General features: G+C 51.3%; 11 protein-coding genes. 1 reads left to right on the top strand and 10 read right to left on the bottom strand.

The window, feature by feature from the left end; all coding sequences use genetic code 11:
* Nucleotides 1-401: 401 nt before the first annotated feature.
* The 10 genes from B0I18_RS21435 to B0I18_RS21480 form a co-directional block, all read right to left on the bottom strand.
* A complete protein-coding gene (locus B0I18_RS21435) occupies nt 402-1,139 on the bottom strand; it encodes a thioesterase II family protein (protein WP_106524803.1) in 738 nt (245 codons plus the stop codon).
* Between the two features lie 35 nt (nt 1,140-1,174).
* Nucleotides 1,175-1,867: a 4'-phosphopantetheinyl transferase family protein gene (locus tag B0I18_RS21440; protein WP_106524804.1), complete on the bottom strand. Its 693-nt coding sequence runs from the start codon at nt 1,865-1,867 to the stop codon at nt 1,175-1,177.
* Between the two features lie 123 nt (nt 1,868-1,990).
* Entirely contained in the window at nt 1,991-2,341 is a 351-nt protein-coding gene (locus tag B0I18_RS21445) for a nuclear transport factor 2 family protein (RefSeq protein WP_106524805.1), read from the bottom strand.
* Nucleotides 2,342-2,547: 206 nt separating this feature from the next.
* Nucleotides 2,548-4,017, bottom strand: coding sequence for a sensor histidine kinase (locus B0I18_RS21450; protein ID WP_106524806.1), 1,470 nt, complete (start codon nt 4,015-4,017; stop codon nt 2,548-2,550).
* 30 nt (nt 4,018-4,047) lie between these two features.
* On the bottom strand, nt 4,048-4,497 hold the full coding sequence (locus B0I18_RS21455; protein WP_106524807.1) for a response regulator: 450 nt from the start codon (nt 4,495-4,497) through the stop codon (nt 4,048-4,050).
* 44 nt (nt 4,498-4,541) lie between these two features.
* Nucleotides 4,542-6,188, bottom strand: coding sequence for an ATP-binding protein (locus B0I18_RS21460; protein WP_106524808.1), 1,647 nt, complete (start codon nt 6,186-6,188; stop codon nt 4,542-4,544).
* Between the two features lie 231 nt (nt 6,189-6,419).
* Nucleotides 6,420-7,199 carry a helix-turn-helix domain-containing protein gene (locus tag B0I18_RS21465; protein ID WP_106524857.1) on the bottom strand — a complete coding sequence of 260 codons (780 nt, stop codon included), beginning with the start codon at nt 7,197-7,199 and terminating at the stop codon, nt 6,420-6,422.
* Nucleotides 7,200-7,263: 64 nt separating this feature from the next.
* Nucleotides 7,264-7,917 carry an NAD-dependent epimerase/dehydratase family protein gene (locus B0I18_RS21470; protein ID WP_106524809.1) on the bottom strand — a complete coding sequence of 218 codons (654 nt, stop codon included), beginning with the start codon at nt 7,915-7,917 and terminating at the stop codon, nt 7,264-7,266.
* A 76-nt stretch (nt 7,918-7,993) separates the two neighbouring features.
* Entirely contained in the window at nt 7,994-9,019 is a 1,026-nt protein-coding gene (locus B0I18_RS21475) for an SDR family oxidoreductase (protein WP_106524810.1), read from the bottom strand.
* Between the two features lie 212 nt (nt 9,020-9,231).
* On the bottom strand, nt 9,232-10,692 hold the full coding sequence (locus B0I18_RS21480; protein WP_106524811.1) for a T9SS type A sorting domain-containing protein: 1,461 nt from the start codon (nt 10,690-10,692) through the stop codon (nt 9,232-9,234).
* Nucleotides 10,693-11,307: 615 nt separating this feature from the next.
* Here B0I18_RS21480 and B0I18_RS21485 point away from each other — a divergent pair.
* Nucleotides 11,308-15,531, top strand: coding sequence for a T9SS type A sorting domain-containing protein (locus B0I18_RS21485; protein ID WP_181358573.1), 4,224 nt, complete (start codon nt 11,308-11,310; stop codon nt 15,529-15,531).
* The last annotated feature ends 101 nt before the right edge of the window (nt 15,532-15,632 follow it).

The following is a 15,632-nucleotide window of genomic DNA, read 5'->3' on the forward strand; positions in this document are numbered from 1 at the left end:
CTTTAAGACAACCCTTCGACAGGGTATACGGCACCTGTGTACCGCACAGCAACAATTAAAAAAGAATGGAAAAAACTTTACAGCGGGCATTTTTTTTAGTTCCTGCCAACTGTATAACAGGGCCGCAAATTAGTACTATCTGGTTCAGTACAGACCCAAATTGCAATTAAAAAATTATTAAAAAGTATATAAGCGCCAAAGGTCATTACCAACCCAACTTTGCGTCTTACATAAACCCGATTTATTTTTGAACTTTTCTTTATTATAGCGAATTACAAGCGAAAACAAATATGTACAAGATGAAAATCTTTTCGCTTTTAAACCTAAGAAATCCGCGCAGAAAATAACATTATCCGCGCGGAGCTCATTTGCAGTACCGTTATTTACTACCGCATGTAATTTTAAGGATAAGCGGTACGCGGGGTTGCCCGGGTACCGAGCAAAGTGGTATTGATGAGAGAGATCATTTGCGGTTTGGCAGCATGGAGAAAAAAATGTCCGCCGTCAAAAAAGTAAGACTTATGGGTTTTGCGGGTATGCTTTTCCCAACCGGCAACCTGTTCCGGACTCAGGTCATCTTCCCTGCCCAACATAACCGAGATATCCGTATCCAGGGGTTGGATCTGTTCAGGCGTTACCGCCGTTTCCGCGATCCTGAAATCATTTTTTAAAATGGGCAGGAAGAGGTCCATCAGTTCGGGATGTTCAAAAAATTCGCGGGGTGTGCCGCCCAGGTGAAAGACCGCTTGTTTAAATTCTGCATCATCCATCAGCGCATACTGCTTTTTATCTGCACGTATAATATGCGGCGCTCCCGCACCGGAGAAGAAGAGATGCTGCGGCAAGGGCACCGAAGGATCGGCGGCCAGCCGTTGCGCCAGGCGGTAAACGATCCGGCTGCCGAGACTATGACCGAACAAGGCGTATGGTCCATCTTTTATTTCCCGCTTTACAATCGCCGATACATCATCGATCGCCGCCGTCATGTCCTTGTATAAACCCTCATTCATCCGTTTGCCGCGACCTGCAATTTCTATAGGCAACAGCTCGATACGCGGATCCAGGTAATCTTTCCAGTCCCTGAATATAGCAACGGAGCCGCCTGCATAAGCGAAGCAGCATAACTTGATTTTATCCATCCTTACTCTTATTTGTCTTTTATATAAATGATATCCTAACTTTCGGAGGTCCGTTCTTCGGCCCAGTCCAACCTGCCGGTCAGATCAACCGGCACGATAGGGAGCGGGGACAGTTGCGGCGCCGCCACGACCAGGTGATAGTCCTCCCGGAAGGCAATTTGTTTATAGGCATACTGTTCCGCAGCCACCCGGGCATAACCCACTCCTATATGTACATCAGCCAAAGGTATGCTGAGCCCCTTGCCTATGGCTTTTATCACTGCCTCTTTAATACACCAGCTCTTAAAAAACTGCCCCGTGGGATCCTCGCTTTCCATAATTCTACGCCACTCCATAGGCGTAAAGCAATTTTCAAAATCGGCCAGGGTCAATGATCCGCGGGCTTCAATATCGATACCCACAGCCCCCTGCATGCTGATCGCCACCACCACATACCTACCCGAATGGGAAATATTAAAATCGGCAAAACCGGCGCCCGAAGCGAAATAGGGCCGGCCATAGGCATCTCTTTGCAGGCTACTCCAATCAAGGGCGAAGCCCCTGTCTGTCGCAGCTATCATCAATAAAGCCTTACCCACCAGGGCAGCCAGGCGATCCTGTTCTCTTTTGTAGTTTTCGATCCTGACTTGTTCGGACCGCGGCAGCCGGTCTTTATAGCCGTCAAAGCAGGATTGCTTCAGCGGCCTGTCCAGTTGGGCATAGTAAACCTGTATATCACCGGGGATCATAAATAATAGCGTCAATAATAATTAAAAAATAATACAGACCTGCACAAGTGCACCCCACATTACAGGCACCGGTTGACATCCGGCTTTATGGGTTTCGAAGTAGTTAATCCCCCGATGCTATTGCTATACGGGCAGGTCATGTATTTTCAGGAAAGATAACTTGTCCCAATAGCCCCGCTGGAACTTTATCTTACCGGATACCACATGAAAAAAACCGCAGCCCCGGAGACCGAGCGGATCTTTCCATTCCAGTATGGCCCAGTCGCCATCCTGGAAGATCTGTTCGGGAATACAAACCATTTCTACTGTTGCAAATTCGCGAACAAACATGGCATGAATTGCCTCCCTGCCTGTAACCGGTTCATTAGCTACCTGGTGATTTACGGCATCATCGTGATACAAAGCGCCCAGGGCATCGGCATCTCCTTTGTTGAAAGCGGCGATCCAGGCCTGCACTATAGTTTTAGGTTCCATAAGATAGGCTTTAGGAGTTCGCGCCAAAGTTAATAAGATTTGCAGCAGCTGCAAACGCTTCCTCCATACAGTCCGGGCAGTATCCACTATAAAGAAGTATGTCGTTTGCCACAGACGCACTCCTGAAACATAAAACCCCGGCGCTTGCCGGGGGCTTTATGGTATATCTTTCTTTTACCCTGCAGCGATGAGGTTCTACGGCATCATCAAACCGAGGGCAATGCGAAGAAGAAGGTGGTGCCTTTGCCCAGGTCCGACTCGAGCCAAATACGGCCGTTATGCCGTTCGATAATCCGCTTAACGATTGTCAAACCCATGCCCACGCCTTCGTAACCACTTTTGTTGTCGTGCAGGCGGCCAAAGATCTCGAATATCTTTTTGTGATCGGCCGGCGCAATGCCGATACCGTTATCTTTTATGGCAAATACCTGCTCCTGGTCCTGTTCGAAGCTATACAGGCTGAGTTCGGGCGTTTTATCGCCCCGGTACTTAATCCCGTTACCCAACAGGTTCTGGAACAGCTGCACCATTTGTACATAACTCGCATGGACCTGCGGCATAGGACCGATATGTACTATCGCACCACATTCCTTTACCTTGAGCTCCAGGTTCTGCAAAGCCTCTTCTGCGGCGTGTTTCATATCGACCCTTACAAAAGCGTCGGCGCCAGAATCCAGTACGGTATACTGGTATATGCCTTCGATCGTATTGGTGATATTATTGGAAACCCGGGTAAGCATCGCCATGGTTTCCTGTATATCGGGCGCCAGGTCTGCGCCCTGCAATTGCAACAGGTCGATAAGCGTAAGACAGGAGGCAAAGGGCGAACGCAGATCGTGGGCAATGATCTGTGCAAAACGTTCCAGGTCCTGGTTCTTTAATTGCAACATATCCAGCAGGCCGTGGTTATATGTTTCCAGCTTTTTTAAATTGAGCACTGATTTTACGATGCTTGGTAATATCAGCATATGCTCGCCCATGTTTTTATCCTTGATCAGGTAATCGGCAGCGCCGAATTTCATTAATTCGACGGCTGTTTTTTCCGAGCCCTGCGCCGTAACAATTACAATAGGGATATTGATCTCGTTTGCGATCGCAATGGAATCAAAGGCATTGCCATCCGGCAGGTTGAAGTCGGATACGACCAGGTCGTACTTTTGCAGGCGCACCTGTTCTTTCAAGGCCGCAATACTGGATACGATATCGCATTCATACCGGGGATTCAATTTGATGAATTTCCTTTTAATGAACATGATATCGATCTCTTCATCCTCGACAAACAGGATGCGGCTTTGGCCGCTTATAGCCAATTGCTCGTCCGTTATTTGCAGGACAAGCTCCGGCAGCTTTTGCAGGCAGTTATTTGCCTCATCTTTGACCAGTGTCCTGAAAGCCGCGTTCCGGAAGGGCTTAGGGCTATCGTCATGATCAGCCAGTATCAATAAAGGGATCCGGATTAAATCCAGGTAAGGCGCCAATTGGATATAGAAATTCCTGTTGACCAGGGCTTCCTGGACAATCAGCAAATCATAATTGTGGAGCTTTACCGTCCGTTCAAAATCTTCCTGGCGCGCATAACAGGTAATCTGTGTCTGCTGTAATGCTGTGTCCAGTTCCTTACTCACCAGTAGTTGCACCTGCTGTTCCGCAAGCAGTGCAATTCTCAGATTATTCATCGTATATCTGCTAATTAGGATATGGAAAAACTATTCCTGCGTTGGCTTGGGTGGTTGGTTGAGCATGAGCCAATACATACCCAGTTGTTTCACGCAATCGGCGAAGCTCATAAAGTCGATCGGCTTTACGATATAACTGTTCACGCCCAGGCTATAAGCTTTCTGGATATCGACATCTTCTTTCGACGAAGTCATCATGATCACGGGTATCGAGCGCAGCACATCGGAGGCCTTAATCTGCTCCAATACCTCCAGACCATTTACCCGCGGCAGTTTCAGATCGAGCAGGATGAGTTTCGGAATAGCCTGCAACACTTTTTCCGGGCCGGTACCAAACAGGTAGTCCAGCGCTTGCTGCCCATCTTCCAGCCATTTAATTTCGTTGATCAGGTTGTATTTTTTCAGCGCCCTTATCGTGAGCGTTGCATCCTCTTCGCGGTCTTCGACCAAGAGTACTTCCGGGTATTCTTTAATCGTCATGATGGTAAAATTATATGTGGATTATCGGGAATAAACGTCCTGCATTAAAGCAAAGGCAGGCTAAAACTGAAGGAGGCGCCCTGATCCGGCACGCCGGCAGCGTGAACGGTACCGCCATGCCGATCGATCACCTTTTTTACGATACTGAGGCCGATACCGGTTCCTTCGAAGTCGCGATCGAGGTGCAGGCGCGAGAATATTTTGAATAGTTTGTTCCGGTATTTTTCGTCAAAACCGGCGCCGTTGTCCTTTACGGTATAAACGATATCATGGTCGTTTATCACAGAAGACACTTCGATCCGGGTTTCCGGTTTATTGCGGGAGTACTTTAAGGCATTCGTTATAAAGTTGGTGACCACCTGGGTAATCATGGCCTGGTCACCCACCGCCGGCGCGAGTGGCCCCAGTTCGAAAACAATCTTACGTTCCGGGGATTCCTGTTTTACCAGCTCGTCGAATACGCTGCGGAACATCTGTTTCATATCCAGCGGTGCATTGACCTTCTCCGCCCTGCTTAGCTTCGAGAACGACAGGATATCGTCGATCAGTGTGCCCATGCGGAGCGCATTGCTTACAATGACATTTAAAGTCTTCTGGCCTTCCGCATCCAGCTTATCGCCATAGTCCTCCAGCATAATATTGCTGAAACCGGCAATGGCACGCAAGGGCGCCCTTAAGTCATGGCTAACGGAATACGAGAAGGTTTCTAGTTCTTCGTTGGCATGGATCAGCGCCTGGGTGCGCTCTGCCACCAGTTGTTCCAGGTGATTTTTATGTTCCAGCAATTCGGCCCGGATGCGCCGGTTTTCTATGGCGAGGTTGGCAAACCGTGCGCCATAGGCGATCCTGTCCAGGTCTGCCTTTTGCGGCGTCCGGGGTTCGCGGTGATAAATAGCAAAGGTGCCCACCATGTCGCCCGTGCCCGACAGGATAGGTTGCGACCAGCAGGACTGTACACCGGCGCGGAACGCCAGCTCTTTAAACGCGGCCCAGTAAGGATGGGTACCGATATTATCAACGCATACCAGTTGCTTGGAGAATGCAGCACTGCCGCAGGACCCGATGCCCTCGCCCACCGATATACCGTCTATGGCTTCGTTGTAGAAATCCGGCATGCCCGGGGCTGCGCCTGTAGTCAGGGTATTCGTAGCTTTATCATGCAGCAATATGGTACAGATCGAGTTGATATCTTCTTCTTCGATCGAGCGCACAACAGAGCCCATAATCGTAAAGATATCGACATCGCCGGCCAGCTGCTCCAGTATCTGCGCCCGGTTGCGTTCCCGGATGCGCAACAGGTTGCGTTCGGTAACGTCCTTTATAATACATTCGTAAAAGGCAGCGCCGTCGCGGTCGAAGCTCCGGTAGTGTATTTCTACGGGGAAGGCCTTACCGTCCTTTTTCTGAAAGTCGCGTTGCAGGATCAGTGCGCTTTCTTTCAGCAAACCGGCCCATTCGTTTTGTGCAGCAATGATGCCCAACCCCGTTTCGAGATCGGCAATATTCATCTGCAGTAATTCTTCCTTGGCATATCCCAAAACCCTGCAGGCTTCGACGTTTGCATCGGTTAAACGCCCGCTGTTATCATGCACCAGGATGCCATCGGCATTGCCATCGAAATAGGCCCGGTATTGCTGCTGTTGCTGCCGCTCCATAGCAGACAGGGTGGATTGACTGTCGTTTATGTTCATAGAGAAACCTTAAAGCGACGAAAATAATTCATTTTGTTTTTCCTTCGAAAAACGCTTTCATCTCTTAAACATCTATTAACAGGAGCTGCACATCACAACCCTTTTTTCATGCCGGCCTTCACTTTATCCAGGCCGCAAGCAATGACACCGTTTATGATTAAAGGACATTAAAACCCGGGAACAAATTTTGTGGCATGGCTGTATACAACAGGGAGTCACCTGAGCCGGCGCCTATAAATTACGGGCCGGTACACCGAACTCTTTTTTGAAAGCAAAAGAAAAATGGGAGAGATCTTCAAAACCCAGGTCCAGGTAGATATCCGTGGGTCTTTGCCGTTTTTCTTCGATCAGGAAACGGGCCTCCTGCAAGCGTCTTTTGATGAGCCAGCGATTAGGCGTTTCGTTAAAGATCTTTTTAAAATCCCGTTTAAATGCAGATAGGCTGCGTCCGGTAAGAAAGGCAAACCGTTCCATGCTAACATGAAACTTATAATTCTTTTGCATAAAGGCCTCGAGGTCCAGTCGTCCGGGTATACCAAAATCGAACAGGATGCCCGATAAAGAGGGATCCGACTGGAGCAGGATCAGTAACAATTCTTCTCTTTTTACATCGGCGAATACCGGGTTGATACTGCCCGAACCTGTGTAATAAGGTTCCAGCGACAGCAGGAACGCAGGGATGAGTGTATCTTTCTTCAACCGGATAAAGGCGTCTTTCGGCGTATGTGCAGATAAGGGCGGGTTATACTTACGGAAAAATTCCCGCAGGAATGCCTCGTCAAAAAGCAGGACCACCTTTTCAAATTCCCCGTTGTCCCTTACTTTATTATACCGCGCCAGCCTGTTTTTACACACCAGGCAGCTTTCGCCCGCCTTAAGCGTATAATGCCTGTTGCCGTCATAACCGTTCATGTTTCCTTTTGCCAGGAATAAAAAGAAATGCTCGGCGATAAACTGCTCCGGCGAAATGGCGGGTCCCACGAAACAGGATTTGATCTCGGTAATTTTCATAGTATACAGATTGGGGCGCTGCAAACGCTTATACACCGGCCCGGGACAAGACGGGCCGTTCCATTTATTTGGCCTGCAATTTTATATCCTTCACTTCCAATACCGGCCGGCTGTAGCCACGGGTTACGCAATGGATCATGGCAAGCCCCACCTCGCGCATGGTACAGATCCAACCGGGAAACAACAGGTACCATACCGGCGCCAAAGCATTGAACACGCGATAGATGGTTTTTACATTTTTTTGCCCTTTTACGGGTTGCATAAACCCGGGACGGAAATTATACACTGCTTTAAAAGGCAGGCGGAGCAAGGCATTTTCGGTACGGCCTTTTACCCTGGCCCACATAACCTTACCCTGTTCGGTACTGTCGGTTCGGGTTCCGGATACATAGATAAACGTCATCGCCGCATTGATGCTGCACAAAGTAGTGGCAAAGGGTACCACGAAGTCAAAGGTCTTACGGGTAAACGAGGCTTCATCTTCACCGATGGAGCTAACACCGGCACAAAAGAAGCAGGCGTCATAACCCCTTAGTGCGGTCGCCTGAGCGGGCAGTTCCGAAAAATCTGCCACAACCAGTTGCCGTAGCCTGGGATGCTGCAGGGGCAGGGATTTACGGCCGATAACCAGCACCTCTGTAATCGCAGGCTGCTCCAGGCAAAGCAGCATAACGCCTTCGCCTACCATACCTGTGGCCCCGGTAATGATTATTTTCATGTGTCTGTTTTTGTTTGTAAGGAAGAAACAAGCTTGTTTTTAAACCATCGTTACAAGCGGCTTTTACCGTCGCGTATTATACAATACCAAATTTAATCAAACTATCGGCAGTAGCCGTAATAGATTCGGCAGTACTGCGTGGCTGCCAGCCCAGCAAACTAATGGCTTTCTGGCTGCTGGCACGCTTTACCATGCCCAGGTAGGGCGCTACCGCCCTGAGTTTGGGATTGAATACCGCCATTAGTCTGATGAGCCAGTTCGGTAATTCGCGGGTAGGCACTGTACTTGCCTTTGCGCCCAGGTGTTTGTGTAGTACCCGGGCAATATCCACCAGCGAAAGCCCTTCGCCCGAAGCCGCAATAAAACGTTGCCCGGCAGCCTGGGGCAGGGTCATCGCCTTAACATGCAGGTCGGCAACATCGCGCACATCCACATAGGCCGAGATGATCTTGGGACAGGCTTTCATGCTCCCGTTCAGCATTTGTTTTATATTTTGAATAGAATGCGAAAAGTCACCGGATAAAACAGGACCCAATACACCGGTAGGGTTTACAACGGCCAGCTCCATTCCCTGCCCTTCCTTTTTCATAAAGTCCCAGGCTGCCCGCTCCGAAATGGTTTTCGACTTTTGGTAAGGAAATACGGTATCGTTCAACACGGTCCAGTCCTCCTCGGTATAGGGGCTTGTTTTTACAGTGCCAAAACCCACGGCGCCAAAGGCCGAGGTGAGCACCACGCGCTTTACCCCGGCCTTCTTTGCCGCTCTTAATACGAAAAGCACACCGTTCCGCGCAGGAATCACGAAGTCGTCTTCGGACCTAGCCTCGGTATGCGGCGTTGGCGATGCCACATGGATCGCATACCGGCAACCGGCCAGGGCCTGCTCCCAGCCTGCCTCCTGCTGCAGGTCGGCGATCACGAAGGAGAGGCCTTCCAGATCCCGGAGCCCACCCTCATGCAGCATTTGTTTTACCAATTCTGCTTTTTGAAGCGTACGCAAGGTAGCCTTTACGTTATACCCCTTGCGGAGCAGGGTGAGGATACAATAAGATGCGATAAAACCGGAACCGCCGGTTACCAGCACAGTCTCTTTATGTTCCATTGTTTTCTTTTTTTAATAAGGCAAAGGTCCATCCTAAAACAAAAAAACGGTTTGTTCTAAAGTCCAATTTTGTTTGTTGACAGGTCCAATAACCTGGCCCGGATAACAGGTACTTTTATTACAAAACAAAGCAGTCCGGGCATCGCCCAAATACAACAGGCTCCGCCCTGGGGCGGAGCCTGTTGTATTCCTGTTATCATAACACCTTATTCCTATTCCACCACCAGTTTCAAATTGGTGGTTACCGCCCGGCTTTGTCCGGTAACCTTCAGCAGGTATATGCCCTGCCGGATACCGGACAGCGAAAGGCCTTCGCCGGTGGTTACCTTGTTATAACGACGAACCAGGCGTCCCGACATATCGTACAAGGCCGCATCATAAGTTTCCGTATGACCGGGATACAATAACCGGAAACTACCGGTAGCAGGATTAGGGTACACGGCAGGTCCGCCGCTTATGCCATTGACCAAAGCCGCGCCCGAACGGTAATCCTGCGCAACACTGCCTGCCGAGCAATGTGCCAGCTCGGGGCCACCGGGCAGGTCGTAGTCGGTAACATGAATTTTAGGAACCAGTTTGGCATAGGGTGCATCGGGGTTACAGGTACCGCACATCAGCTGTTTAAAGAAACAGGCCGCCCTGCCTATGCGGAACTGCAGGCCGTCCGGGTACAGGATTTCGTCATTCCACACGCCATGACCGGCGCCGGCCAGTACCGTTATATCCGCACAGATACGGTGTGCTACCAGGGAGTCGTATAATCCCACCGTACCCATAATGGAATCGTTCATGCCGCAGTCGGGCACCTTGTTGTTGTACTTCTTATCGACCTCAGGGGGCACCACTTTATCGCTGGCCCCATGAAAACCTACCATAGGCACGGCTTCCCCAATATCGAAATAGTCGAGGTTGATACCGCCCCAATTGTTGAAGATACCTTTGATCTTATAGTTATTGCCAGCGCCCCGCAAGGGTCCGAGCTGCACCTGGATATTGGGCGACAAAGGGATCAGGCTGTTGGCTTCCGATTGCTCCACATACACCATACCATTGCAGATACCGGCGCCGGCACTGTAACCACCGGCAAACAGCCATGCAGTGTCGATTTTATAATCGGCAGCATGGGCTACGATATAACGCATAGCGGCATCGCCATCCTGTATGGCGCGGTATTGCGCCTTCTCTTCCGAATAAGGATCGGGAGCCAGGGTCAGCGGATTTTCGCAGGGCTTAAGCGTATCCTTACCCAGTCGATAGTCGATCGTTGCCGTCACAAAACCGCGTTTGGTAAATTCATAACAATAGTTGGCCATCATGGTACGGTTGCCATCTACAAAACCACCGCCGAAAATAAGCAGGATAAAAGGCCTTTTGCGCAAGGGATCCAGGGTAGTGTCGGGATAGTACACATCCATATAAAGCGACTGCAAGGCAGTACTGTTCCAGGGTTGCGCCTGCCGGTAAAGCAGGTTATAAGCCACCCTGATTGAATCGGGATCCGTATCGCTGATAACAGGCGTTTCGGTAAAGCGCTTAAAGCCGGGACCGGGGTTACAATAGTAAGCCAGCTTTTGCGGACCGGGCTGGGCCCTCAGTATCGGTGCTCCCGGGAAGCCGGCCAGCAGGAGCAGCAGGGCCAGCGGGCATAACATGCGGAGTAATTTCTTTTTCATAAGAGGTTTGTGGTTTGGGGTAAAAAATTATCTATTAAAAATAATCACAAACTGACATTGACCGTATGTTAAATTATCGCCCAAAAAAATCAGGCAATCCGAAATCCAGGCCCGGCTGCCATCTTACAGTAGCCGAGCCTCATAAACAATGTAAACACGTAACTATCCCTTAAACCGCCTCTTTCCCTGCCTATACCAATGCCCGGACAATACAAACAAAGCCCGGGTTGCCCGCTTTGAACAGAATGCGTCCTGCCCATGCAACTGCCTGCAGGCGCATAAGCACAAACACCGGGCATCGCAAGAACACGAAGGAATAACATGACCCATGTAGTCTTCCGGCAAATATTGAATCCTGTATAGCCGCCAACTGTTCTGTAGCGGAGCTATAGCGTACGTAGCTCCAGAGGGATACTTAGTGGGCCTACCTTAAAAAGACCGGTACGCATGGGGAAAAAACTCAAAATCAAGCGCTTAACAGGTAAAAAACTGCATAAATCAGGTATAATTACCTATGGCCCTACAAGAAAAAATCAGCAATTTTGGCTTCGCAAATATTCTGACAGGTACAAGCAGCTTGTCCGGAAGTTTTATCTATATACCTAAACTATGCTTATGAAACTTTTTTACGCCAGGAGGCTTAACACCTCCTTCTCCTTACTACCGGCACTGGTAATCCTGCTTACCTGCGTGATCTGTACCCTGACCAGCCGGGCGCAGACAACGACCGTACAGGTTGGCACAGGAACCGGCACTTCGCAGAATATTCCCATAACCGCTTACTACGGGTATTCCTACAGCCAGCAGATTTATACGGCCGAACGCCTTTATGCTGCCGGCGGCCTGCCCGGCGCCGCCATACAGAAGATCCGCTTTTACTATGCAAGCGGACCGGCCTCCGTTGCCAATAGTGCCAGCTGGGATGTGTACATCGGCCATACAGCGAAAACGCAGTTCGGTTCAAATACAGACTGGGTACCGGGCACCAACATAACCCAGGTGTTTACCGGCACGGTAAGCTTCCCCGCCACAGGCAACTGGCTGGAAGTTACCTTGACCACACCCTTTACCTGGAATGGCCTGGACAACCTGGTAATTGCCGTTGACGAAAACACCCCCGGCTATGCCAGCTCGAGTTGCAACTGGCAGGTAACGTCCACCGGGCAGGACAATGGCATTTACTTTTACAGCGACAATAACAATCCCAACCCGGCATCACCACCTTCGGCCACCGCCCGTATCGGCGCGACCAGCAACCTGCAGATCGACTTCCAGCAAACCCCGTGCAGCGGCACACCCGCCCCCGGCACCACAACTGCTGCAACGCCTTCGCTATGCGCCGGAGGCGCTACCACACTTACGCTTCAAAACAACTATGGCGCTAATTCCGGGATCAGCTACCAGTGGCAGTCGTCGGCAAACGGCAGTACAGGCTGGCAGAACATCAATGGCGCTACCAGCTTTTATTATACCGCCCAACCCGGCGTTACCACCTGGTATCGTGCAGTGTTGACCTGCGGTGCGAATTCCGGCAACTCCACACCGGCGAACGTAACGATCAACCCGCTGCCCAATGTTACCGTAAACCACGCCAATATCACTTACTGCACGGGAACCCCGGCCAGCATAACCGCAGCAGGCGCCGCTACTTACAACTGGTCGCCCGCCACCGGTTTGAACGCAGATACCGGCGCTACCGTACAGGCTGCACCAACCGCCCCGCAAACCTATAAAGTGACCGGTACCGATAGTTATGGCTGTAAGGATACGGCATATGTGCGGGTTTCACCCATCGCCAGCTTCAGACCTGCCGCCGGTATCAGCCCTGCAGTCAGCTGCAGTGCCGGTACGCCGGTAACCGTTACCGTAAACAATGCGGCTGCCGGTGGCCTGGAATACCAGCTTGCCGATGCAGCAGGTAATGTAACCGCTCCCTGGCAAAGCAGCCCTACCTTTACCTTTACCCCTACCAGCGAAGGCAATCTCAAATACAACCTGGTCGCACGCGCTACCGGCTGCAGCAATACCCTTTCCGATACCGGCCTCGTGTATATACCCTATGGCTTTACCGCCGATGTACAAGCACTGTTCGACTGTTCGGGTGCCCATAACAGCATCATTATCTCCAATCCGCAGGGCGCCAGTTCGGTGACCAGTACCTTGCAGCAAAGCTTCGACGGTTCCACGCCACCGGCCGGGACAACCCTGTACGGCTCCGCTACCATTACCGGCGGCAGGGCGGTGATCACGCCATCTGCCACTTCCTTAAAGGGCGGACTCGGTATCGCTCCTTTCAGCACGGTAAATCCCCGCGCTATCGAAATGGATTTCCTGCTTACCGCAGATCAACCCATCAACACATTCGGCACAGGCGGCGCCGATGGTATCGCCTGGAGTTTCGGCAACGACAATACGTTCACCAATGGCATTAGCAATGGCGCCGGCTCCAAGCTGCGCCTGGTATTCGATGCTGCCAATAACGGCACTGAAAACGGGAATATAACCGGCATCTATCTTACCTATGGCTATAGTTCGAATACACAGATGGGACCCGCTTCTACCGGGGTGCTCGCCTACAGTGCCAATATGACCTGGAAGTTCCAGGCCGACAAACCGGTTAAAGTAACGATCGATGAAGAAAGTAAACTCACCATGACCTACGACGGCGCGACCATATTCAACCAGGTACAGCTTCCGCAGGCTTACGACACTGCCGACAAATCGCAGTGGCGACACCTGTTTACGGCCTTTACCGGCGGCGATGCCATGCGGTTTGCCATCGACGAACTCAGCATCAAATACAAACGCCAGGACTTTGTATACGGCATCAGCCCCGGGGGTTCGGGGCAGGCGCCTGCCAGCTGGCAGACTTCCGATACTTTTGCCAACCTTGTTACCCCCGACTCTTTTGATGTATGGATTGCTTCGGCAGATACGACAGTAAGCTGCCATAAACGATTGGGCACTTACCGTTTCCTCTACCCAGTACACATTGCTAACGTAAGCCACACACCGGTTACTACCTGTGCAGGCAGCGATGCCAGTATTACCCTCGAAGGTCTTATCCCGGCAATCACTTATACTATTGCCTATACCAAAGACAGCACCCAAAATGTAAGCCTGGCGGCCACTGCCGACACCCTGGGCCGTATCCGTATCAGTAACCTTTCGCAAGGGCATTACAGCGCGATCATTGCCAGCCTGGACAGTTGCAGCAGTGCAGCGGCCGGCCCGGTTACCATACCCGCCTTCGTTCCGGCTGCGCTCAGTGTGGTAGTCAGCGATACCAACAGCGGCTGTGTAGTGCCTAATGGCGTGCTTAAACTTTCTTCTACCGACTTCGTACCCGGCGCCTCTTATGATCTCTGGTACAACGGCGCTATGCAGGGCAGTTTTGTCGCAGACAGCACAAAACACCTGAGGGTCAGCGGCCTGGCTACCGGCGCCTACAACCAGGTTTATGTCGTCATGCCCCTGCTTTGTCATTCCGATACCGTAACGACAGTTGCCATGCCCGGCGTGCTGCCCCCCGCAGTCATTACTGGCCTTAGCATCCTGGCCGCGCCCAATTGCAGCGGATCAGGCGGCATACTGCAGTTTACCGGCACCTTCAATCCCGGCACGACCCATGTTGCGTACCGCCGCAACGGCATTTGGGTAACCGCCCCGGTAGCGCAGGATGCAGCCGGGCTAAGGCTTGCAGGGCTTTCGCCCGCTGTATATGACAGCTTTAATGTAACCGGCAGCTGTCCGTCCAATTACTGGAATACCATAACCCTTTCAGATGCGGCTAACCCGCCGCTTGCCGCTGCCACTACAACAAAAACAGACCTGCAGGGCCAGGGCGTAACGGTGGCTTATACCAGCAACTGTTCGCTCATTGCCCGTATCAACTCCGCTACCGCCAGCCTGGGTAGTGTTACGGTAAAAGTAAACGTACTCGATTCGACCCTGCTGCATGCCAACCAGCCTTATATAGGCCGTTATTACGACATCAACGCCGGCAACAATGCCGGGGGCACGGTAACCCTTTACTTTAAAGATGCCGAGATCAACAACTACAATGCCAAGGTAGCCGCTATGGGTAATACCCTGTATCCACAGATAGGCCCGGCCGGCCAAAACCTGCAGATCACCGCATTCCACGCGGCTGGTACGGGTAACGGCCCGCAGGGTTATAACACCACCGGTGCGGAAGTGATCATCCCCTCGGCAATCGTGCACAATACCGCGGGCGGCTACTGGGAAGTAACTTTCTACACCTCAGCCTTCTCCGGTTTCTTTGCCCATACCAATACCAACGGCACCCCGCTGCCGGTAACACTCGCTAGTGTAACAGCGACCAACCTCGGTACTGTGAACCGTATCGATTGGCATACCATGCAGGAAACGAAGGGAGATGCCTATACCGTAGAACGCAGCCGGGACGGCAAGCAGTTCTCTGCGATCGGCACCGTAACTGCAAAAGGAAGCACCGGCAATAATTATAGCCTGACCGATAACACGCCGTTCCCCGGTATCAATTACTACCGTATCCAGGTACAGGGTATCGATGGCAGCAACTTCTACAGCAAAATAGTACAGGCGCGCCTTAATACCAGCCAGGCCCTGTTTACCGCTACCCCCAACCCCGTACGCGACGAGCTGACGGTAACCCTGCGGGAGGGTGAAGATGGTATCCTCTTACTGATGGATGTAACGGGCAAACAGATCCGCGAGATGGTACTCGAAAAGAACACGCCGCTCCGGGTTTCTATGCACAACCTGGCCCCGGGCCTTTACCTGCTTCATTATCGCCAGGGCAATACCAGCCAGACCCTGAAGGTGATGAAACAATAGATACGCCCCGGTCTTGTTCCTAGGAATGAGACCAGGATCTGTATAAGCGCTAAAAACCAGTACAGCACCGGTTTTTAGCGCTTTTTTATTACGGTTATATG

Source organism: Taibaiella chishuiensis (assembly GCF_003014535.1).
Lineage (GTDB): Bacteria > Bacteroidota > Bacteroidia > Chitinophagales > Chitinophagaceae > Taibaiella > Taibaiella chishuiensis.

Coding starts and splice junctions, on each gene's coding strand:
- B0I18_RS21445 (WP_106524805.1), bottom strand. CDS start 2,341: ATGGAACCTAAAACTATAGTGCAGGCCTGGATCGCCGCTTTCAACAAA.
- B0I18_RS21450 (WP_106524806.1), bottom strand. CDS start 4,017: ATGAATAATCTGAGAATTGCACTGCTTGCGGAACAGCAGGTGCAACTA.
- B0I18_RS21455 (WP_106524807.1), bottom strand. CDS start 4,497: ATGACGATTAAAGAATACCCGGAAGTACTCTTGGTCGAAGACCGCGAA.
- B0I18_RS21485 (WP_181358573.1), top strand. CDS start 11,308: ATGAAACTTTTTTACGCCAGGAGGCTTAACACCTCCTTCTCCTTACTA.
- B0I18_RS21465 (WP_106524857.1), bottom strand. CDS start 7,199: ATGAAAATTACCGAGATCAAATCCTGTTTCGTGGGACCCGCCATTTCG.
- B0I18_RS21435 (WP_106524803.1), bottom strand. CDS start 1,139: ATGGATAAAATCAAGTTATGCTGCTTCGCTTATGCAGGCGGCTCCGTT.
- B0I18_RS21480 (WP_106524811.1), bottom strand. CDS start 10,692: ATGAAAAAGAAATTACTCCGCATGTTATGCCCGCTGGCCCTGCTGCTC.
- B0I18_RS21470 (WP_106524809.1), bottom strand. CDS start 7,917: ATGAAAATAATCATTACCGGGGCCACAGGTATGGTAGGCGAAGGCGTT.
- B0I18_RS21440 (WP_106524804.1), bottom strand. CDS start 1,867: ATGATCCCCGGTGATATACAGGTTTACTATGCCCAACTGGACAGGCCG.
- B0I18_RS21475 (WP_106524810.1), bottom strand. CDS start 9,019: ATGGAACATAAAGAGACTGTGCTGGTAACCGGCGGTTCCGGTTTTATC.
- B0I18_RS21460 (WP_106524808.1), bottom strand. CDS start 6,188: ATGAACATAAACGACAGTCAATCCACCCTGTCTGCTATGGAGCGGCAG.